Origin of the sequence: Streptomyces sp. NPDC002574 (assembly GCF_042889545.1) — a bacterium.
Classification (GTDB): Bacteria; Actinomycetota; Actinomycetes; order Streptomycetales; family Streptomycetaceae; genus Actinacidiphila.
This window is the reverse complement of sequence record NZ_JBIARB010000002.1, coordinates 25,240-45,778: the sequence shown is the minus strand read 5'-3', so window position 1 is coordinate 45,778 and position 20,539 is coordinate 25,240. Positions and strand designations below refer to the sequence as shown.

Here is a 20,539-nt window from a genome sequence, read left to right as displayed (position 1 = left end):
GGAGCGTAGCGCCCGTCGCACGTTCGTGCCAGGTGTTTTCGCCTCTGTTGCGGCGGCCGGTGGATCCCCGGCAGTTCGGCGGGCGCGCCGCGGCCGGCGTCACACAAGGAACTCGGCGAGTGGGAAGGAGCGATGGCGACGTGGTGGTACCAGATAGTTCTGCCGGTGGGTCGTGTGCAGAACCGAGTTGATGCCGGCGTGGGGGCTGCGCGGTGCGACGGGAAGCGTCCTGTCGGGGTAGTGGCCGTCCATCGAGAGCCGGACGATATTGAAGATCTCCGTCGTCGGCTGGAACTGGATGAAGTGCAACCCGGCCGCCGGCGTCTTGCTGTAGTGGTCCGCCGCCGGATCGGAGGTGTAGTGGAACGGATTGTCCAGCGTGTCGAAATCGCCGCGCACGGGGATGGTGGTCCCCGAGGGGTAGGCCTTCCCGTAGTTGCCGGTCATCGCCGACGTGGTGCTGTCCACCTCCGACATGCTCCCGGTGTGGCCGTAGGCGCGGTACCGTCGTACGCCTTGCGCCACTTGGGCCTCGCTCTGGCCCGGCGGCTGGAGGGCGAGCGTACCCGGCGCGGGCGCGGGTGAGAGGCCGGGATGGAGCATCGCCTGGACGCGATCCGCGTACTGGGGGAAGTTCTTCTCGTACCAGGTCACCAGATCCTGGAACAGGTGCGAGAGATGCATGGTGGTCCCCTGTTTGAAGTAACCATGGGGCCACTGATCGGTGAGGCCGGGCAAGGTCTCCAGATTGGCGATGACCCCGGGTCCCATGTTCGAGTCCAGGGTGGTGGCGAAGCCGAGGAAGCCCTGCGCCTGCCGAGGGATCGACTGCGCACCGGGGATGTCGGCCGCCAGCGCCAGCTTGCTCGGCAGGCCCTGCTGCCCGTAGAAACCGCCCCCGGAAAAGCCCCGGCGGATACTCGTCACCTTGAACAGGCTGCCCGCCCGGTTGCTTCCAGGCCCGAAGATGGCGTTCTGGGCTGCCTTGATATTGGCGAGCGAGTCACTGCGGAGCAGCACGGCCACGTCATTCTGTTCCAGGCGGACCGGCCCGAAGCCTGGCGGGGGCTGGTCGCTGGGGAACGTCCTGGCCTCCTGGAGGGCGTATACGGTATGGCCCTCCTTCTTGGAGGTCGTCACATCGACCGGCAGATAGGCCGGGTAGCGTGTTCCCGCCTTGAAGAAGCCCGACGCCTTGCCCAGGGTGGGGATGTAGTGGTGGAAGTAGGGAAGTCCCCAGGCCACCGTGGTGGCCACCCCTGCGGGCGTGGGCGGGAATTGGCGTTCCACATCCAGGAGGACGGACTCGAGGTGGTGCTGCGCCTCCCGCAACGCCTTGGCGTTCGCCGGTACGGTCAGCTTTGCGGTGATGACGTGATTGTGCAGGGCCGGCACCCGGACCGCGATCGTGCCCTTGCGGCTCTCCACACCCGATCCGTCGACCATGACCACCGGCTCGTTCTGCAGGATGTACTGCTCCTGGAGCGGCGGAGTGTCGGCGGCAACGGGCCGGGACGGTGGTTTCGCGAAAGTGTCGATCATCTCGTAGATGCCGGCGGATGCCAGAGCGGCACCGGCGCCCGCTGTCCCCTGGAGAATGCGTCGCCTGGTCACATTCCCGCGCGGCCGTCCGGCAGGCGCATTTTCGTTGCCGTCTTCCATGAAAGCAGCCCCCGTGGGATCGGCGTCCGAGTGGTCAGGGATCGAAAGGAAAGGTGAGGACGAGGTGAGGACGCCGTCGCCATACGGGATTCACGGCGCCGATACGGTCTTCCGCACGCGCCACCAGGAGCGATGACGATGGGTGTGTCGCGTGAATTCCGTCGTCGTTATTTTTGCTTTCGCGATATAAGCACGGGCAGCGTGGGCAGCGAAGCCGACACACGGCACGGGCGGTGGTGGCGGCACCGTTCCCCATCGGACCGTCAAGCCGAAACCCGTCGTGGACCGATCGCCCGGGCACGTCCGCTTGCCGTGCATCACGTCACGACGGGAGCCAGCGCCGGGCGGAGGCCGGGGGCGAGCAGGAGGGTGACCGTGACGGAGGTGACGGCCAGGGCGGTCATCGCGGTGGCCGGGGAGGTGTGCTGGGCGACGGTGCCGGCGATGACGGCGCCGAGGCCCTGCCAGGCGAGCATGCCGGAGGAGTGCAGGCCGAGGGCGTGGCCGCTGAGTTCGTCCGGGGTGAGCGCCATCAGGCGTTCCTGGAGCACCAGGCTCGCGGCGTAGCCGACCGAGGCGAGAGCGACAACGGCGGCGGCGAGGGGCAGCGCGGGGTGCAGGGCGAAGAGCAGGTAGGGGGCGGCGAGGAGGAGCCGGAGCACGGCGCCCGCCCGCTCGCGCCATCGTGGCGGGAGGAACCGGCCGGCCAGCGTGTCGCCCACGAGCATGCCGCAGGCGGCGGAGGCCAGCAGCGCCCCGGCGTGAGCGGGCGCGTACGGCACGAAGAGCGACTCGCAGCCGACGATCAGGCCGTTGGGCACCCAAAGGGCGAGGTACACGGTGCGGCGGGGCCCGGCCGACCAGAGCAGGACGTTCGTCCGCCAGGTCTCCGCGGGCGACGGGCGCCCGACCGCGCGCGGCGGTCTGGTGGCGAGGCCGAACCGGGCGGCGGCCGCGGCGGCGAGGTACAGGGCGGCGCCGACGATCAGGACACCGCGCGGTGACAGGGCGGAGAGCAGGAGGCCGCCGACGGCGAAGCCGCAGATCTGCATGCTGCCGGTCGACATGTTGAGTACGGAACGGCCCAGCAGGAAGCCGCTCTTGGGGAGGATCTGGTGGAGCAGGCCGTAGCGGACCCCGCCGCCCAAGGAGGCCACCAGGCCCTCGGCGCACAGGACGGCGAAGACGGCCCACAGGGGCAGACCGGGGACGGCCAGGGCTCCGGTGCCGAGGGCGAAGAACAGGGACACCGCGCTCAACGCGGCCCTAGGCGGCAGGCGGTCCGCCGCGGACAGCAGCGTGGTCGCCCCGACCACCTGGGCGAGGGACGGGCCGAACATGGCGACGGCGGACAGCAGCGGCGAGCCGGTCGCGTCGTAGACCAGGGTGCTCAGGGCCAGTCCGCCCACCGTCTGCGCCGCCACCTGGACGGTGGCGATGAGGAACAGCGGCGTGAACTCCGGTGTGCGGAAGAGCTCTTGGTAGGTGCGCATGAAACGGAGTCTCGGTGGGGGCGGCCCGGGGCGTTTAATGTTTCGCGCGGACGCGAAACGACAGGGGGTACGGGGTGGGCTGGTGGCTGGTGAACACCGAGACGCTGGTGGGCAGCCGCTTCGTCGTCTCGCCCCTCGCGGAGGCCGTCGCGAGCCTGCAGCTCCTCGACCGGGGTACCGCCGCGCACCCCGGCGAACGGGCATGGCTGGACGCCCATCTGCCCGCGTACCGGGAGCGGCTGGCCGGCGACCCGGTGACCGCACTGCTCGTGCGCACCGCGCTGGGACGCGCCTGGAACGCCGACTTCCTGACGCCCACGCCCGCCGGTGAGGGCGACCCCGGTTTCGAGGAGGAACTGTCCCGGATCCGGGACACGCCGCCGGACCTCGCCCTCGCGCATCTGGCGGTGTCGGCGGGTGGCCCGCTCCCCCCGTCGCTGCGCCGGCCGGATCTGCCGGAGCGCGCCGCGGAGATCGTCGCGTGGGTGTGGACGTCCGCGGTCCTGCCGGACTGGCGGCGGCGCCGGCGCGTCATCGAGGCGGACATCGTCGCGCGCACCGCGCAGTTGAGCCGCGGCGGCTGGGCCGGGGCGCTGGACGAGATCCGTCCGGGCATGCGCTGGCTCGGCAACGGCCGCCTGCAGATCAACACGCGGGACTACCCGCCGCGCGACGTGTCGGGGGCCAGCCTGATGTTCGTGCCCGTGACCCCGGTCGCCGGCTGGGTGTCGTGGGACGAACCCCGGCGGTACGCGGTGGTGTACCCGTGCTCCGGGGCCCTCGCGGAGGTGGGACGGCCGCGGGTTCCCGAGGCGCTGGGCGCACTGCTCGGGCCCGCGCGGGCCGCGGTTCTGGTGCTCCTCGGCACCCCGAAGAGCACGACGCAACTGGTCGCCCTCACCGGTCAGGGCCTGGGGTCGGTGGGGCGCCATCTGAAGGTGCTGCTCGACGCCGGTCTGGTGCGGCGACGGCGCGCCGGGCGGTCCGTGCTGTACTACCGGACGGAGACCGGCGACGCCCTCGTCATGGCCCAGCAGGACGGCTGAGCGGGCCGCGTGAAGCGCCCTGCGGCGTCGTCCCGGAGCGGCCGGGGTCGCCGGTCCGGCCGCTGCCGCTACTGGGACATGTACACCCGACGCGACCGCGCCGAGCGGCTGCACCCGCACACGCCCGCCCCGCTCGGCCGCACCGCCTGACCGCCGCCGCTCGTCAGGAGGACCGGCGCAGCCAGACCGTGGTGTCCGCGGGCACCGCACGGCCCTCCAGCGGGGTGCTGGCCAGCAGGATCTCGTCCCCGGCCGCGAGGGGAACGGGGTCGGGGCCGAAGTTGGTCAGGCAGCGCAGTCCGGGGCCGCGGTCGAAGGCGAGCCATGAGCCGTCCGCCGGGCCCTCGGTCACGGGGGCCGCGTCCGCCGGGGCGGGCGCGGCGTGCCGCAGGCGCAGCGCGGAGCGGTAGAGGGCGAGCATCGAGGCGGGGTCGTCCTCCTGGGCCTCGACGGTGAGGTCCGCCCAGTCGCCGGGCTGCGGGAACCAGCAGTCGTCCGCGGTGGCGGTGCTGAACCCGTAGGGCGCCGCCGTCCCCTCCCAGGGCAGGGGGACGCGGCAGCCGTCGCGGCCGCGTTCGCGGTGGCCGGACCGCTCCCAGAGCGGGTCGCGGAGCCGGTCGTCGGGGACATGGGCCTGGGGCAGGCCCAGCTCCTCGCCCTGGTAGAGGTAGGCGGCTCCGGGCAGCGCGAGCATCAGCAGCGCAGCGGCCCGGGCACGGCGCAGCCCGAGGGCGCCGCCGCCGTACCGGGTGACGGGCCGGATGGCGTCGTGGCTGGAGGCGACCCAGGTGACCGGGGCACCGACGGCGCGCATGGACGCCACCGAGCGCTCGACGACCCCGCGCATCTCCGTCCCGTCCCAAGGGCATTCGAGGAAGGCGAAGTTGAAGGCCTGCTGCATCTCGCCGGGGCTGACGTAGCGGGCCAGCCGGGCGGGGTCGAAGACGGCGGCCTCGGCGACCATCACGCGCTGTCCGGGCGGGACCGCGCCGGGCGGCGCCGGGTGGGTGTCCAGGAGGCGGCGCCAGGTGCGGAACAGCGGGTGCAGTTCCTCCTGGTCGTAGTACGGCATCAGGTGGTTGCGCAGGATGTCCTGGTGCTGGCCGGGTCCGGCGTCGGGCAGTCCGGGGGCCTTGAAGAGGGTGTGGGCGACGTCCACGCGGAAGCCGTCCACGCCCCGGTCGAGCCAGTGCCGCAGGATCCGCTCGAAGTCGGCGACGACCTCGGGGTGCCGCCAGTCGAGGTCGGGCTGCTCGGGCGCGTGCAGGTGAAGGTACCACTCCCCCGGGCCGCCGCCCGGTGCGGGGACGCGGGTCCACGCGGGGCCGCCGAACGCGGACTGCCAGTCGTTGGGCGGCAGTTCGCCGTTGGCGCCGCGCCCGGGGCGGAAGAGGTAGCGGCTCCTGGCCGCGGAGCCCGGCGCGGAGGCCAGCGCCTCGCGGAACCAGGGGTGCGCGTCGGAGGTGTGGTTGGGCACCAGGTCGATGAGGACGCGCAGGCCCAGGTCGTGCGCGCGGGCCACGAACGCGTCGAAGTCGGCCTCGGTGCCGAGGTCGGGGGCGACGGCGGTGTGGTCGGCGATGTCGTAGCCGCCGTCGGCCAGCGGGGAGGGGTAGAACGGGGTGATCCACACCGCGTCCACGCCGAGCCGGCCCAGGTGGTCCAGGCGGGCGGTCACGCCGGGCAGGTCGCCGACGCCGTCGCCGTTGCCGTCGGCGAAGGAGCGCGGGTAGACCTCGTAGCAGACCGCGTCCCGCCACCAGGGCGTGCCGGACTCCGGTTCCGGGGTGCTCACAGGGTCCTCCCGAAGGTCGGCGGGGCGGGAACGGGAACGGTGCGGCCGGTCTCCGCGGACCGCGTGGCCGCCTCCGCGACGGCGACCGCGGACCGGCCGGACGCGGCGTCCGCCACCGGGGTGCCGCCCTCGGTCGCGCAGCGCACCAGGTCGGCGAAGGCCGCGCGCACGCTCTCGGTGTACACATGCTGCTTGCGGGCCTCGCCGCCCAGGTCGACCACGCAGGTCACCCGGTGCGGCACGGAGCGCACCACGCCGCGGCCCCGGGCGGGTTCCGCGGAGCCCGCGTCGCGCTCGACGAAGACGGCGATCCGCTCCTCGCCGTGCGGCCGCAGGCCGGGGACGGCCAGCAGGTCGGCGGCGCGGCCGGGCAGTTGCTCCCAGCGGCGGGCGCCGTCCTCGTCCGTCCACGCGGTGATCGTGGCGTAGGTCGGGATCCAGCCGGTGACGCGCGCCTCGGCGAAGCCGTAGTCCAGGCGCATCAACTGGCGTTCGGCGCGGTGGGCGTGGGTGAAGGAGTGGGTGTGGGTGGCCACGGCGCCGCCGGGGTGCGTGGCGGTGGCGACCACGATGTCGACGGGGCCGTCACCGTCCCTGCGGACGGCCGTGCCCTGGACGGCGACGGGGTCGCTGCCCATGAGGGCGCGGGCGGCGTCGAAGAAGTGCACGCCGTGCTCGATGTGGATGCCGCCGCTGTGCGCGGGGTCCCAGAACCAGTGGCCCGGGTCCAGGGCCTCGTCGGCGGCGTCGTTCTCGAAGGCGAACCGCACCAGCGGGTCCAGCAGCCCTTCCTCGCGCAGCCGCTCCAGCATGCGCAGAACGGGGTTGTAGCGAAGGACGTGGTCGACGACGAGCACACCGGCCGAACGACCGGCCTCCGCCTCCACGCGCAGCGCGTCGTCGAGGGTGGTGGCCATCGGCTTCTCGCTGAAGACGTGCCGTCCCGCGCGCAGGGCGCCGACCGCGAGGTCGGCGTGCGTGGCGGGCGGGGTGGCCAGTGCCACCACGTCCACCCCGGGGAACGCCGCGAGCGCGTCCGCGTCGGGGCAGACGGCGGCTCCGTGCCGCCGCGCGAGGGCGGCGGCACGATCGCGGTCGGGGTCGGCGCACGCCACGATCCGTACGTCCGTAAGGCCGGCGATCGCGTCCAGCAGGTAGGCGCCGAAGGCGCCGCAGCCGGCCAGGCCGACACCGAGGGCGGTCACTGCACGCGGTCCAGACGGGCGACGCCGATGTGGGCGTCGGCCATGCCGTAGAACACGTAGCGGACGCCGTCGATCTCCTCGATGGCGGTCGGGAAGACCACGTTGGGCACCGTGCCGGAGCGCTCCTCCTCGGTCTCCGGCGCCATCAGCGGCTCGTCGGTGCGGGCCAGGATGCGCGCCGGGTCCTGCGGGTCGAGGATCATCGCGCCCGCGGCGTAGCTGACCTTCTGCTGCTGGGCGAACGGGTCGTCGATGCTGCCGGACACGCCGTGGTGGATGAGCAGCCAGCCCTCCTCGACACGGATCGGGGCCGGGCCGGCGCCGATCTTCAGCTCCTCCCAGGGGTGCTCGGAGAGCGCCACCAGGCGGTGGTCGCGGGGGCGGGCCAGGGCGCTGAGGTCCTTCTCGACCTCGGCGACGGGCACGTAGGAGATCCAGATGCCGGGGCGCTCGTCGGTCACACCTGCGGGCAGGTGCACGCCCTCGCCGGGCCGGAACCAGCCCAGGTCCCACATCGGGCGGTGCAGCATGGCGAAGCTGGGCTCGCCGTTCGGGCCCGGCACGGGCTCGGGGAAGTGCACGACGTCCTTGTTCGGGAACAGGTTGAGGTCGGTGTCGAGGTCGGCCTGGTAGGCGAACTGGATCGGGCCGAGCCGCTCCCAGGTGACCAGGTCCTTCGAGACGGCCAGCGCCGGCTTGGGGCCGAGCGGGCCGTAGGCGACGTAGGACATCACGTGCAGACCGAGGGCCTCGATCCAGGTGGTGCGGGGGTCCTCGACGCCCGCGTTGTTCTTGCCGCGCTCCCAGCCCGCGTCGGGGGCGAGCACGACGCCGCGGCGCTCGACGCCGGTGGGCACGCCGTCCTCGAGCACGACCTCGGCGAGGCCGACGCGGGAGATGTTGCCCTCCGCGACGAGGCGGGGCAGCAGGTGCAGGGTGCCGTCGGGGGTGCGGCCGGAGGCGGGGTTGAGCACGCCCTCGGCCTCGTCGGCCTCGCCGGGCAGCGGGGACATCACGACGCCGACGCGGGTGAGGCGGTAGGGGACGGAGGTGGAGCCGGTGGTGCCGGTGGTGCGGTCGTTCACAGGGGTTCAGCCCTTCGTGGCGGAATCGATGTCGGTGGAGGTGAAGCGGCTCTGGAAGACGAGGTAGAGGGCGACCGCGGGCGCGGCCAGCACGCAGGCGCCGGCCAGGATCGCGCCGAACGGGTTGGCGGCGGCGGAGGAGACGGTGCTGATGTAGTTGGCCAGCGACACCGCCAGCGGCTGCATGCTCTGCTCCTTGGTGACCAGGAACGGCCACAGGAACTCGTTCCACGGCCCGGTGAAGCTGAGCAGCACCACCGAGGCGATCGCCGGCTTGCACAGCGGGATCGCGATGCGGAGCAGGATCTGCAGTTCGCTCGCGCCGTCGATGCGGGCGGCCTCGAACATCGCCTGCGGCAGTTGCAGGAAGAACTGCCGGAAGATGAACACCGCGCTGGTGTTGATGGCGAACGGCAGGATCATGCCGAGGTAGGAGTCCGCCAGGCCGTAGTCCCGCACGATCAGCACGTACAGCGGGATCATCAGCAGCTGGAACGGGACGACCTGCACCAGCAGCACCATGGCGAAGGTGGTCCCCTTGCCCCGGAACTGCAGCCGGGCCAGGGCGTATCCCGCCAGCAGGCCGAAGACGGTGGTGCAGATGATGACGCCGCCGGTGAAGATCCCGGAGTTGATCAGGGAGCGGCCCAGCGAGATCGCCGAGTTGATCTCGGAGTAGTTGTGCAGGGACAGGTTCCCCGGGCGGGGGAACGCCCCGGCGGGGCTGCTGTCGGGCTCACGCTGGAGGGAGCCGATGAGCATGTAGTAGAAGGGGAAGAGGAAGGCGAACGCCCCGATGAGGAGCGCCAGGCGCGACAGGATGCGACGGGCGCGGGTGTGCGTGTGCGTGTGCGGCGTGTGGTGCGCCGGAGGGCGCACGAGCGCGGGGGCGTGGGCGTGGGCGTCGGCCATGTCAGTCCCTCTCCAGCACGCGGCGGTAGATCAGGGAGATGGCGGTGATCAGCACCACCAGGATCACGCCGATCGCCGCGGCCTCGTCCGGGTGGCCCTGCTGCAGACCGCGCTGGTACATCAGCAGGACGGGCGAGGTGGTGGCGCCGTCCGGGCCGCCGCCGCTGGTCAGCAGATACGGCTCGGTGAACAGGTTCGCGCCCGTGACCGTCGCCATGACCAGCACCAGCAGGGTCGCGGTGCGCACCGCCGGGACGGTGATGGACCAGAACATCCGCACCTTGCCCGCGCCGTCGAGCGCGGCCGACTCGTAGAGCTCGCCGGGCACGTTCTGCAGCGCCGACAGGTAGAGCACGATGAAGAAGCCCAGTTGCTTCCAGGCGACGAACACCGCGATCGTCGGCATCGCCAGGTGCGAGTTGACCAGCCACGACGGACTGGGGGCCAGCGGCCCGAGCGCCTGGTTCACCAGTCCGTTGGAGTTGAACAGGAACAGCCACACGCCGACGACCGCGACGCTGGCGGTGATGTACGGCACGTAGTAGGCGGTGCGGAAGAACGAGCGCATCCGCAGCTTGGAGTTGAGGGCGGTGGCGAGGACCAGCGACGCCCCCACCGTCAACGGCACGTTGATGACCAGGAAGATCGCGATGTTGAGGAAGGAGTGCCACACCGCCGGGTCGGTCAGGACGGTGGTGTAGTTGGCCAGCCCCACGAAGGGGCGGTCCACCTGGGCGCCCGGCGCGGCGAAGAAGTAGTCGTGGAAGGACATCCACACCGCGAAGCCGAGCGGGTACAGGAAGATCGCGGCCAGGTAGAGCACGTACGGGGAGACGAAGGCGACGCCGATCGGGTGCCGGCCGGCGAACCGCAGCCCGCCGGAGCGCGGCCCGCGGCCGGCCCGGGGGCGGGCCCCGGGCCGGAGCGGCCCGGGGCGGACGAGGTCATGCTGCGTGGAGGACATGGCGTCGGCTCACTGCTTCGCGAGGCCGTCGACCTTGCCCGCAGCCTCGTTCAGGGCGCTGCTCACATCGCCCTTCCCGAAGATGACGGACTTGGTGTACGCGTCGCGGAAGGTCTGCCAGATCTCGACGGAGTTCGGGACGTTCGGAGCCTCGACGGTGTGGTCCGCCTGCTCGGCGAAGGTCTTGTACTCGGGGTGCGAGCCGAAGTACGCGGGGTACGCGGCCGCGAGGCCCTGACGCATCGGCATCTGGCCGGTGGCCTCCAGCAGCTTGCCGTCCTGCTCCTTGCTGGTGGCGAACTTCAGGACGTCCCAGGCCGTGCCCTTGTTCTGGCAGGCGGTGAACATGCCGATCGACTTCTCGTCGCTGAAGGTGCCCTTGGCGGCCGTGCCGGTGGCGGTGGGGACCGGAACGGCGCCCCACTCGACCTTGTCGCCGTACACGGAGACCGCCCACGGGCCGACGATCGCCATGGCCGCCTTGCCGTCGGCGAAGGAGTCGCCGTTGTACTGCTCGTTGGGCGCCAGGTGGCCGGCGTACATGGTCTTCCAGAACTCGGCGGCCTTGACGCCGTCGGGCGAGTTGAACTGGGCCTTGCCGTCCTCGACGAGCTGCTTGCCGGTCTGGGCCGCGAACAGCGGGTAGAAGTCGAACCAGGACTGGTAGAACTCGGAGGTGGGCGCGGGCCAGATGGCGGCGTGCACACCGCCCTTGACCAGGGTGCGCGAGGTGTTCAGGAAGTCCTGGTAGGTGGCGAGCTTGGGGTGCTCGGGGTCCAGGCCGGCCTTCTTGAACAGCTGCTTGTTGTAGAAGATCATGACGGGGTTGCTCTTCCAGGGCATCTGGTAGTGCTTGCCGTCGGGCGAGGCGTACTGGGAGAGCCGCTCGCCGGTCCGCTCCTGGAGGTACTTCTCGCCGCCCGGGAAGTCGTCGAGGGCCACCAGGCCGCCCTGCTTCTGGAAGCCGGGAACCGCGGCGGGGGCGGTGTTCAGGATCAGGCACGGGGCGTTGCCCGCCGTGATGGCCGCGCCGATGACCTCCTCGGAGCTCTTGCCCGCCGGTATCTCCTGCGCCTTCACCTTCTCCTGGGGATGGGCGGCGTTCCAGTCGGCGACCATGCTCTTGCCCCAGGCGACTTCCTGGGCGTTGTTGGAGTACCAGACGGTGATCGGCCCGTGGGCGTCGTCACCGCCGGCGGAGCCGGAGCCGCCGCTGCCGCACGCGGCGAGCGGCACGGTCAGGGCCACGGCGGAGAGTACTCCGAGGAGGATCTTCTTCATTGCGGTGTGCTCCATCTTCTCAAATGCGGATGAAACGGCCGTTCCAGGGCGTCGTCCGGCCACGGGGACGGCCTTCCAAGAGAGCGAAAAAACGTCGGTGGGCGCGCGGGGCGCGGTCAGGGATGCGATCTCGCGCTGGGCGCGGGGCCCGTGGAGTCGCGCAGCATGAGCGCGGCGGGTTCCAGTTCCACGTACGGGGTCGCGCCGGTCTCGATCGTCTCGATCAGGGCGAGCGCGGCGGCACGGCCCCAACGGGCCGCGTCGGCACGGCCGGTGGTGAGCGAGGGGCGGGTCCAGGAGGCCAGCGGCACGTCGTCGAAGCCGACCACGGACAGGTCGTCGGGCAGCCGCAGGCCGGCCTCCTGCGCGACCGCCATGCCCGCGGTCGCCGACAGGTCGTTGGCGTACACGATGGCGGTGGGCCGGTCGGGGCGTGCGATCAGCGCTTGCGTCGCCAGCGCGCCGCCCTCGGCGGTGAAGCCGCCGGGCAGCACGGGGCACGGCGGCAGGCCCGCCTCGGCGACCGCGTCCAGGCAGGCCCGCAGACGCCGCTGGGCGTGCAGGTACTCCTCGGGGCCGGCGACGTAGGCGATGTGCCGGTGGCCGAACTGGACCAGGTGGCGTACGGCACCGGCGACCACGGGACGGTCGTCCAGGTTCACCGTGGCCAGGCCCTCGATGCCGCCGTCGGCGCCCACGGCCACGCCGGGCAGCCCGAGTTCCCGCAGCAGGGCCGGCCGGGGGTCGGCCACGCGGAGGTCGGTGAGGAACACCCCGTCCACGCGCTGGTCGTCCACCAGGCGGCGGTAGGTGTCCATTTCGCGCTCGGGCCGGCAGACGTGCAGCATCAGTCCGTCGCCGGACTCGGCTATGACCGACTCGATGCCCGCCATGAAGGCGGGGAAGAAGGGGTCGGTGCCGATCAGGTCCGGCTCGCGGGTCAGTACCAGTCCCACCGCGCGGGCCCGGCCCGTCGACAGGGCGCGGGCGCTGCGGCTCGGCGTCCAGCCCAGCTTCTCGACGGCCGCGCGGACCCGCTGCTGGGTCGCGGCCGCCACACCGGGCCGGTCGTTGAGGACGAACGAGACCGTGGCCCTGGACACGCCGGCCAGTGCGGCGACATCGGCGATGGTGGGGCGTCTGGCCATGGCGAACTCTCCGGGGACGGCTGCGGACGGGAGCCACCTCGGCACCGCGGGCTCCGTCGGGCGGCGCGCGTCGAGGCACGCCGTCCGGCGGCACCTTCGACGCCGGAAGCAGCACGTTCTGCCGCTCGCATAACAGTGCAATCACGGCGAAGCGCTTGCTTCACTTGGCGTTTGAACCGGTTTAAACGAGCGATGTCAGGAACCTTGACCGCGATGGCGCCCGGTGTCAAGAAAGTGTTTGGAAGCGCACGTCGGTACATGGTGTATAGGCTGAAATGTCCTAAATATTCTCTAGGACATCGACCACCCCGCGGCCCGACGGGCATGACGCAGCGTCACCAGCGCATCGGCGGTGCCCACCCGACGTCCGCATCAACCAGAACATGACTAAGCGGACAAAAAGGACGGGCGGCCCGCCCCCGCGAAGGGGTGCGGACCGCCCGCCGGACGATCAGTGTGTGGTGCGTCTCACCTGCGCAGCGCGCCGAGTGCCTTGCCGAGCAGTGCCGCGCGGTCCGCCGCCGAGGGGAGGTGCTCCAGGCCGAAGCCCAGCAGCACGGTGTCCTCCGTGGTGACCGCTCCGTACGTCTGGAACAGCGCACCCGTGCGCGCCCAGTCGTGGACGAGGACCGGACTGCCCGGGGGCGGCCCGGCGACGGTCCACGGGCCGAACGAGGTCTCGAAGCCCTCGGTCTCGGTGACCGCGCCGCCGACGACGAGCGAGGCCTCGTCGACCTGGAGGCCCTGGCCGCCGGAACCCGGGTCGGTGACGTAGCTGAGCGAGACCTCGACCGACTTGCCCGCGTAGGCGCTGAGGTCGAAGTTCACCTGCTGCCAGCCCGCGGAGGCGCCGGTGAAGCTGTTCCACTGGCCGGTGGTGCCGGTCGCGGTGCAGCCGTCGGTCCCCGGGGTCAGGTAGTGCTTCAGCCACGGGTGCTCGTCTATGTAGAAGCCGGCCTCGCACTCCGCGGGCACGTCGGTGCCGGTGGCACCGCCCGCCTCCGGGAGCGTGGTCCAGTCGTCCGCGCCGACGGTGTGGATCTCCAGCAGCGCGTTGTCGTAACCCGGCTCGGTGTTCCACAGCAGACGGGTACGGAACGTGGGCGCCTGGGACGCGGTCACCCCGGTCAGGTCGATGGTGCGGGTGAGCCGGTTGTACGCGTCGTCGGCGTGGACGGCTGCCGCCATGAACGAGCCCGCGTACGGCGCGTTCGGAGGAGCGGTCCCGTCGAACCGGCCCGCGCCCGCGCTCGTGAACTGCGGATAGTCCTCGGGCGCGAGGTTGTCCGAGGTGACGCGGTACGTGCCCGCCCGGTCCAGCGGATTGCCCGGCGCGGCGCCGAGGGAGCCGCTGAAGCCGCCCAGCACCCCGGATCCGGTGAAGGCGGTGGCCCCGGCCGTCGACGTGCGCGCGTAGGCGCCCAGGTAGTACTGGCTGAAGTCGTTGGACAGGTTGCCGCCGCCGAGGTCGACCGAGCCGCCGGCCTGCTCGCCCGCCTCGATCACCTTGCCGCGCTCATTGAGGAAAGCGCGCAGCTGCAGCTGGGTGGCATTGCGGGGCGCGGCCGCGCCCGTGTAGTGCACCACCGTGCGGAAGTGCCCGAGGACACCGAGCGCGTCGGGCACGCCCTGCGTGGCGACGTCCCAGACCGCCGCCTTCTGGCCGTTGGCCTTGAGGGCGTCGACGTAGACCTGGGTCTGCGTGGCCGCGGCGCCCTCCTCGGCGACGACCAGCACGTCCGCCTTGGGCCGGTCGGCCACGGTGTAGGTGAAGTGCGTGCTGGAGACCTGCTTGCCGCTCTTGGTCTCGCCGGTGTACCACACCTCGACCGTGTCGCCCGGGTCGCCGTCCCTCACCTTCGCGCGGTACTCGTCGAAGTAGAGGTTGTCCTCGCCGCCGTAGGTCTCGCCGCCGTTCCAGGAGTGCAGCGCCTCACCCTGGGTACGGCCGCCGTTGACGCGGTAGTTGAGCTCCTTGTCGCGCAGCGCCTCGCGCACGACGACCGAGACCTCCTGGTCGGAGCCGCGGGAGTACGACGTGGTGAAGGTCGCCGGGGTGAAGTCGGCGGCGTCCAGGCCCACCGAGGAGGACGGGGTGTCCGGGTGGGAAGCGGTCTCCGCGACGGAGAGCGCGAAGGGGATGTTCTTCTCGAACTCCTGCTGGATCAGCTTCTCGTCGTCCGGGAAGTTGAAGACGGACTGACAGTCCGCCGCCCGCCACTGGTCGTCCGGATCGCTGTTGGAAGCGGTCTGGCAGGTCGACATCTCGGGCGTGAACATCGCCATGTCGTTGACGTTGGCGGCGTGGCCGTCGGCCTCGCCGTTCGTCGTGTACAGCTCCGAGGACACCTGCGGGTGGTAGCCGGGGATCGCGGAGTTGTCCGGCGTTCCGGCGAGCGACCGGTACAGGACGTCGTCGGGAGTGTCGGTCGCCACCTGCCAGCCGACGCCGTACAGGAGCAGTTCGGCGGCGGAGTGGTAGTTGATGCCGTAGGTGAAGTCGACGTGCTTCTCGAAGGCGTCCAGCGCCCGCGTCTCGGGCTCGGAGGCCGGGCTCGCGCCGCGGTAGGTCTCGTTCGCCGGGCTCGGCGAGGAACCCTCGTCGTCGTAGCCCCACTTGTAGGCGAAGTTGCGGTTGAGGTCGACACCGTCGCCGGCGGATATCACGCCGTCGTTGTTGACGTCCCGCAGGTTCTTGCGCCACAGGCGCTTGCCCGGGTCCTGGAACGTGTAGTCGTAGCCGTCGGGGTTGGCCGAGACGACGAACCACAGCTCGGTGGAGTCGACGAGCTTCTTGATGCGCGTGTCGGTCACGTAGTGGTCCAGGTAGTAGTGCATCAGCCGGCGGGTCATCTCCGGCGTGATCCACTCACGCGCGTGCTGGTTGGACATGTACAGCACGGAGGGCTTCGAGCCGTCCTTCGACTTCTTCGCGTCCTTGGTGAGCTTGAGCGCCAGGATGTCCTGGCCGCGCACCGTCTTGCCGATGGAGACGACCTTGGTCAGACCGGGGTTCGCCTGGCCCGCGGCCAGGATCTCCTCCTTGATGCCGCCGGGGCCGCTGTACGGCCGGAACACGCCCTCGGCGGCGCTCTCCACGCGTGCCTCGGACTTGGCGGCGAGGGCGTGCTCGGTGAGGTGCACGCCCTTCCCCTCGAGCTGCGCGGCCTGCCGGTCGGTGAGGTAGACCTCGACCGTGGCGGTGCCGCTCGCGGGCGCCTGCTCGCTCAGTTCGTGGCCGTCCTGCCCCGCTTCGAGCAGCAACGGGATCTGGTTCTTGGTGACTTCCGCGCGGAACACCTTGACCTCGTCCGCGTCGCTGCCGGCCGGGATCGTGCCCCGGGCCTGGGCGACGGGCGCGACGGCCGCACTGCAGAGGATGAGAGCGCCGGCGATGACGGTCGTTAAGACTCTGGGTCTCACGACTCTCCTTCACATGGGTCTCGACAAGGACGCCAATACCATAAGAAGTTCACGCGCCAGTCAAGGGTGTCTCAAGGGGCACTGCCGTCGCCGCGACCCCGCCGGCACCGGCGTGCCACGTCCGCCGGAAGCACGACGAGCGGGGCCGTCCTCCCTGAGGAGGGCGGCCCCGCTCGTACGAACACGGCCTGCGAGCGGCAGGCGGATCAGCCGCGGACGATGTTCTCCGCCTGCGGGCCCTTCTGGCCCTGCGTCACCTCGAAGGTGACCTGCTCGCCTTCCTGGAGCTCGCGGTAGCCGTTACCGACGATGTTGGAGTAGTGGGCGAACACGTCCGGCCCCCCGTCCTGTGCGATGAAGCCGAAGCCCTTTTCGGCGTTGAACCACTTCACGACTCCAGATGCCACCGTGTCCATCCCTCATGTGCCGATGCGGTAGCGCACCCAGGTGCGCCGACGGGCCCCCGCGGCTGCGGGCCCCCGAGCCTGCCTACCCGAGGAAGCGGGCGTCTATCCCCCGACGGCGCCGCGCAATCGCACGGGCTGCGCTCCACCGGCCGGTTCAGGCGCGGGACTTGGCCAGATGGTCGAGGACGTCCACGGTGGTCGTCGTCTCGCCGAGGCGCGGGAAGACGCGCTCGACGCTTCCGCGGTGCGCCTCGGGGTCGGTGTCGGTCATGGCGTCGGTGACCAGGGTGACGTGGTAGCCGTGCTCGTGGGCCGCGCGGGCGGTGGACTCCACGCCGATGCTGGTGGAGACACCGGTGAGCACGATCTGCGTGACGCCGCGCCGGCGCAGCTGGAGATCGAGGTCGGTACCGTAGAACGCCGACCAGTTGCGCTTGGTCACCGTGATGTCCCCGGGGTGGCCGGCGAGTTCGTCGACAACGATGTCCCATCCGGCGGGCAGGGCGCCGGCGCCTCGCGGGGCGTCCGTGCGGCCGGGCGCCGCGTCGGAGCCGTCGGCGGCGAAGGTGACGCGGACCAGCACGACCGGCAGCTCCTGCTTCCGGAACGCGTCGGCGAGTTCGACGGTGCGGGACAGAACCTCGCCGGTGGTGTACGGGGCGCCCGTCGCGGCCATGATGCCGTGCTGCAGGTCGATGACGACCAGGGCGGTCTTCGGGTCGAGGGTGGTGAGGGGCATGGTGGGGTCAGCTGCCTTTCAGGGATGAGGGCTTGGGGTTGCCCGTGCGGTGGCCGGAGGGGTCCGCGGAGCCGGACGTACGACCCGGGCGTCGCAGCGAGCGGTCCGCCAGGGAGGCCAGCAGGAGCGCCGCGGCCACGGCGAGCAGCAGCAGGCCGAGTCCGTGGAGTCCCGCGGTGGTCGCGCCGTGCCGGTAGAACGTCGCCGCGGCGGCCGAGGCGAAGAGGGCGCCGAGGTACATGAAGGTGCGCAGGAGCCCGGCGGACGAGCCCATCCGGGCCGGGTCGGCCTGCGCGTAGAGCGCGTTCTGGTTCGCCAGGCCGAGCAGGCCCTGCGGTATGCCGACGACGACGCCGACGAGGACCAGGACCCACAGCGGGGTCACGGGTCCGAGCAGCAACAGGGCGGCACAGGCCGCGAGCTGGGACAGCGCACCCGCGACCAGCTTGCCGCGGATGACGGCACGCCGTCCGGTGGCCACCGTGACGGCGATGGCCGCCACCGACATGGGGAGCATCAGCAGCCCGGCCGTGGAGGCGCTGAGCGAGCGGCCCTCCTGGAGCCACTGGCTGTAGCCGTACAGGAAGGCGTACGACGTGGTCGCGGAGAGCAGCTGGCGCCCGTACGTCGCCAGGAGGGGGGCGTTGCCGCGCAGCACGCGCAGGTCGATGAAGGGCCTGCCGGTGCGCAGTTCGCGGCGGCCGAACGCCGCCGCGGCCATGGTGCCGGCCACCACCAGGTACCACTGCCCGGGACCGGGGTTCATCAGGAAGAACATGAAGGCGGTGAGCATCACCGTGAACAGCCCGATGCCCGGCAGGTCGACGTCCCGGTCCGGCGCGCGGCCGGACGCGGGCGCGGTCGCCGCGGGCAGGCGCAGCGCGCCGAGCACGAGGCACGCGGCCGCCAGCGGCACGTTCACCCCGAAGATCAGCTGCCAGCCGCCCGCGCCGATCAGCAGGCCGCCGAGCGTGGGCCCGATCACCGCGATCACCTGGTTGGAGATCGACAGCGCGGACAGGATCCCGGCGGGGCTCTTCATACCCGTGCGGTCGGACTCCGTCCGCAGCAGGTGCATCGACGCCGGGTACGCGGCGGAGGTGCCGAGTCCCAGCAGCACCCGCGAGACGATGAGTACTCCGAGGCTGGGGGCGAGCACGCCCAGGACCCCGGCGACGCCGACGAGTGCCGTGCCGGTCAGGTACAGCCTCCGGGGCCCGAACATGTCGACGAGCCGTCCCATGACCGGCTGCCCGACCGCCGTGGCCAGGTAGAGGCCGGAGACCAGCCACCCGGTCCGCGAGGGCGGCACGTCGAAGGCCCGGCCGATGGGGATCAGCGCGACCGCGAGCATGGAGGAGTTGACGGGGTTCAGCACCGATCCGAGGATCATCGGCGCGATCAGCCGGCGGTCGAAGCCGCCACGCTCACGGGTGCGTGGCGGCCGTGACCGCAGCGGGATCCGCAGAGCACGGCTCACGACTGCGCCACTTCGTCCAGCAGCGCCATCGCCGTGACCACGGCGCGCAGTTGCTCCGCGGTCCCGCGCTCCTGGAGCTCCCGCGCCAGCCAGGCCTGCCGGGCCCGCCGGTCGCCCTGGCGCCGCTCAAGGCCCAGCGGGGTCGGGCTCACCAGCAGGCGGCGTCCGTCGTCGGGATCGGGGCGCCGCTCCACGAGGCCGGCCTCTTCCAGGGCGTGGACGTACTTCGCCATGGACTGCGGCCGGACGTTCTCGACGGCGGCCAGGGCACTGGCCGAGGCGGGGCCGTGCTTGACCAGGTGCGCCAGCACGGAAGCCTCGCCGGGCGAGAGATCGCCCTCGCCGTCCAGCGTCTTGATCTTGCGGCGCAGCCGCCCGATCACGACCCAGACGTCCTCGGCCGCCTGAGTGGCGAGGTCGGAGACGCGGGGCTCGGCGGCATCGGACATGCCCCGACCGTATATCGACAGCCTGGACTGTGCAACTCTGGCTGTGCAGTTTCAGGTGTCGTTCGGAGTGTGATCCGGAGGCGGCCGCCACGGTCGTGGATCGCGGCCCCGAAGGGGTCTTCGAGACTCTGGAGTTCGGCACCTTCGACCCGGACGAGGCACTGATCGAGTGGGAGGGCGTCTTCACCGGGCGCAGCTTCGAGGATCTCGTCGCCGCCGGTGAACCCGAAGTCGTCGCCGGCCCCGACGACGGAGAAGGCGCCCTGCTGCTCGCGGTGTCCACGGCTCTCACGGACGCGCTCGCCGTCGCGGGGCCGGCCCGGATCACCGAGGCGAGCCGGTCCCGATCCTGGGTGATGTGGCCGGGCTCGCTCGCGGCACCGGCGGGCGGGCCACCGCCTGTACTGCCGGTCCGCCTGAGCGCGATTGCGTTCGAGGCGTCAGCTCTCACCACCGCTGCGGGCGAGCAGCGCTCGGGCGTTGCCGTGGAGCCATGCCGCCGTGACGTCGGAGGGGAGCCCGAGCGCGGTGAGTTCGTCGGCGAGGACCGCGACGGGGACCGGGTTGACCCAGGTGGACGTGCCGAACAGGACACGGTGGCGGGCCAGGGTGGTGGCGTGGTGCAGGAGCGGGGCCCAGCCGGAGCCCGGGGTGGGCATGCGGCGCGGGCGGTGGGAGGAGAACTCCAGGTGCACGCCCGGGTGGCGGGCGGCGGTGAGGAGCATGTCCTGGACGTCGGGCCAGCCGGCGTGGCCCGCGACGAGCAGCAGGTCCGGGTGACGGGAGGCGAGGGTCTCGACGGTCCGCCAGCTGCCGAGGCCGGTGGGGTACCGGGCGGCGAAGTGGTGGCCCGTGTGGAGCCACACCGGCAGGCGCAGCGCGGCGGCGGCGTCGAACACCGGGGCGTAGAGCGGATCCAGGGGGTCGGTGCCGTCCAGGAACGGGATGACGCAGAGCCCCCGCGCTCCCCCGGCGGCGGCCCGCTCCAGCTCTGTCAGTGCCGCTGCCGGGCCGCGCAGGCCGATGCCGGCCCAGACGTGGACGCGGTCGCGAACGGCGGCGGTGGTGTCGAGCAGCCATGCGTTGACGGTGCGCCCGTCCGGGCGCACCTCCTGCGAGCCCATGGCGAACTCGGCGACGACACCTTGCCGTTGCTGCGCCGCGAGGTGGGCGCCGAGGTCGAACGGCGGCCGGCCGGGCGGCAGCAGCACGTCCACCGCGTCCTGCCAGCGGCGTGCGAGCGCGTCGCGGTAGTCCTGGTGCGACGCGCCGAAGGAGCGGCAGAAGGAGCCGGAGAAGACGTCCAGGTACTCGGGGGCGTTGTGTGCCAGGCGGGCGAGGTACAGCCGCCATCCGATGTCGTCGTACACCAGCGAGCAGGCGTCCACGACGGGCGGCCGGCCGCCCCGGACGGCGTCGGCGGGGGGTGTTGCGGGCGTGTTCACGTCGC

At 71.9% G+C, this 20,539-nt stretch carries 16 protein-coding genes; 1 reads left to right on the top strand and 15 read right to left on the bottom strand.

The window, feature by feature from the left end:
- Positions 1-99 precede the first annotated feature (99 nt).
- A complete protein-coding gene (locus tag ACFYXS_RS04080) occupies positions 100-1,662 on the bottom strand; it encodes a hypothetical protein (RefSeq protein WP_389243613.1) in 1,563 nt (520 codons plus the stop codon).
- Between the two features lie 317 nt (positions 1,663-1,979).
- Complete coding sequence (locus tag ACFYXS_RS04075; RefSeq protein WP_389243611.1) at positions 1,980-3,155, bottom strand: MFS transporter; 1,176 nt, start codon at positions 3,153-3,155, stop codon at positions 1,980-1,982.
- Between the two features lie 74 nt (positions 3,156-3,229).
- Between ACFYXS_RS04075 and ACFYXS_RS04070 the strand changes: the two genes are divergently transcribed.
- Positions 3,230-4,201 carry an ArsR/SmtB family transcription factor gene (locus tag ACFYXS_RS04070; protein WP_389243609.1) on the top strand — a complete coding sequence of 324 codons (972 nt, stop codon included), beginning with the start codon at positions 3,230-3,232 and terminating at the stop codon, positions 4,199-4,201.
- A gap of 163 nt (positions 4,202-4,364) precedes the next feature.
- On the opposite strand, the gene ACFYXS_RS04065 is transcribed toward ACFYXS_RS04070, so the two are convergent.
- From ACFYXS_RS04065 to ACFYXS_RS04005, 13 genes are all read right to left on the bottom strand, one after another.
- Positions 4,365-5,996: a glycoside hydrolase family 13 protein gene (locus ACFYXS_RS04065; protein WP_389243607.1), complete on the bottom strand. Its 1,632-nt coding sequence runs from the start codon at positions 5,994-5,996 to the stop codon at positions 4,365-4,367.
- Positions 5,993-7,201 carry a Gfo/Idh/MocA family oxidoreductase gene (locus tag ACFYXS_RS04060; RefSeq protein ID WP_389243605.1) on the bottom strand — a complete coding sequence of 403 codons (1,209 nt, stop codon included), beginning with the start codon at positions 7,199-7,201 and terminating at the stop codon, positions 5,993-5,995. The genes ACFYXS_RS04065 and ACFYXS_RS04060 overlap by 4 nt, the downstream gene beginning before the upstream one ends.
- On the bottom strand, positions 7,198-8,214 hold the full coding sequence (locus tag ACFYXS_RS04055) for a glycosidase (protein WP_389244678.1): 1,017 nt from the start codon (positions 8,212-8,214) through the stop codon (positions 7,198-7,200). The genes ACFYXS_RS04060 and ACFYXS_RS04055 overlap by 4 nt, the downstream gene beginning before the upstream one ends.
- Before the next feature lie 78 nt (positions 8,215-8,292).
- Entirely contained in the window at positions 8,293-9,198 is a 906-nt protein-coding gene (locus tag ACFYXS_RS04050) for a carbohydrate ABC transporter permease (RefSeq protein WP_389243603.1), read from the bottom strand.
- Between the two features lies 1 nt (position 9,199).
- The gene (locus tag ACFYXS_RS04045; RefSeq protein WP_389243601.1) at positions 9,200-10,162 is read right to left on the bottom strand and encodes a carbohydrate ABC transporter permease; all 963 of its coding nucleotides are present in this window, start codon (positions 10,160-10,162) and stop codon (positions 9,200-9,202) included.
- Between the two features lie 9 nt (positions 10,163-10,171).
- The gene (locus tag ACFYXS_RS04040) at positions 10,172-11,443 is read right to left on the bottom strand and encodes an extracellular solute-binding protein (protein ID WP_389243599.1); all 1,272 of its coding nucleotides are present in this window, start codon (positions 11,441-11,443) and stop codon (positions 10,172-10,174) included.
- 116 nt (positions 11,444-11,559) lie between these two features.
- Positions 11,560-12,591: a LacI family DNA-binding transcriptional regulator gene (locus tag ACFYXS_RS04035; RefSeq protein ID WP_389243597.1), complete on the bottom strand. Its 1,032-nt coding sequence runs from the start codon at positions 12,589-12,591 to the stop codon at positions 11,560-11,562.
- Between the two features lie 468 nt (positions 12,592-13,059).
- A complete protein-coding gene (locus ACFYXS_RS04030) occupies positions 13,060-16,014 on the bottom strand; it encodes a M14 family zinc carboxypeptidase (protein WP_389243594.1) in 2,955 nt (984 codons plus the stop codon).
- A gap of 206 nt (positions 16,015-16,220) precedes the next feature.
- Entirely contained in the window at positions 16,221-16,421 is a 201-nt protein-coding gene (locus ACFYXS_RS04025; RefSeq protein ID WP_319659350.1) for a cold shock domain-containing protein, read from the bottom strand.
- 154 nt (positions 16,422-16,575) lie between these two features.
- Complete coding sequence (locus ACFYXS_RS04020; protein ID WP_389243591.1) at positions 16,576-17,160, bottom strand: hydrolase; 585 nt, start codon at positions 17,158-17,160, stop codon at positions 16,576-16,578.
- 7 nt (positions 17,161-17,167) lie between these two features.
- A complete protein-coding gene (locus ACFYXS_RS04015; protein ID WP_389244676.1) occupies positions 17,168-18,553 on the bottom strand; it encodes an MFS transporter in 1,386 nt (461 codons plus the stop codon).
- Positions 18,554-18,636: 83 nt separating this feature from the next.
- Positions 18,637-19,089: a MarR family winged helix-turn-helix transcriptional regulator gene (locus ACFYXS_RS04010; RefSeq protein WP_389243589.1), complete on the bottom strand. Its 453-nt coding sequence runs from the start codon at positions 19,087-19,089 to the stop codon at positions 18,637-18,639.
- Positions 19,090-19,529: 440 nt separating this feature from the next.
- The gene (locus tag ACFYXS_RS04005; protein ID WP_389243587.1) at positions 19,530-20,534 is read right to left on the bottom strand and encodes an amidohydrolase family protein; all 1,005 of its coding nucleotides are present in this window, start codon (positions 20,532-20,534) and stop codon (positions 19,530-19,532) included.
- Positions 20,535-20,539: the final 5 nt, after the last annotated feature.

Coding starts and splice junctions, on each gene's coding strand:
- ACFYXS_RS04050 (WP_389243603.1), bottom strand. CDS start 9,198: ATGGCCGACGCCCACGCCCACGCCCCCGCGCTCGTGCGCCCTCCGGCG.
- ACFYXS_RS04045 (WP_389243601.1), bottom strand. CDS start 10,162: ATGTCCTCCACGCAGCATGACCTCGTCCGCCCCGGGCCGCTCCGGCCC.
- ACFYXS_RS04035 (WP_389243597.1), bottom strand. CDS start 12,591: ATGGCCAGACGCCCCACCATCGCCGATGTCGCCGCACTGGCCGGCGTG.
- ACFYXS_RS04075 (WP_389243611.1), bottom strand. CDS start 3,155: ATGCGCACCTACCAAGAGCTCTTCCGCACACCGGAGTTCACGCCGCTG.
- ACFYXS_RS04080 (WP_389243613.1), bottom strand. CDS start 1,662: ATGGAAGACGGCAACGAAAATGCGCCTGCCGGACGGCCGCGCGGGAAT.
- ACFYXS_RS04010 (WP_389243589.1), bottom strand. CDS start 19,089: ATGTCCGATGCCGCCGAGCCCCGCGTCTCCGACCTCGCCACTCAGGCG.
- ACFYXS_RS04020 (WP_389243591.1), bottom strand. CDS start 17,160: ATGCCCCTCACCACCCTCGACCCGAAGACCGCCCTGGTCGTCATCGAC.
- ACFYXS_RS04040 (WP_389243599.1), bottom strand. CDS start 11,443: ATGAAGAAGATCCTCCTCGGAGTACTCTCCGCCGTGGCCCTGACCGTG.
- ACFYXS_RS04015 (WP_389244676.1), bottom strand. CDS start 18,553: ATGATCCTCGGATCGGTGCTGAACCCCGTCAACTCCTCCATGCTCGCG.
- ACFYXS_RS04055 (WP_389244678.1), bottom strand. CDS start 8,214: ATGTCCCCGCTGCCCGGCGAGGCCGACGAGGCCGAGGGCGTGCTCAAC.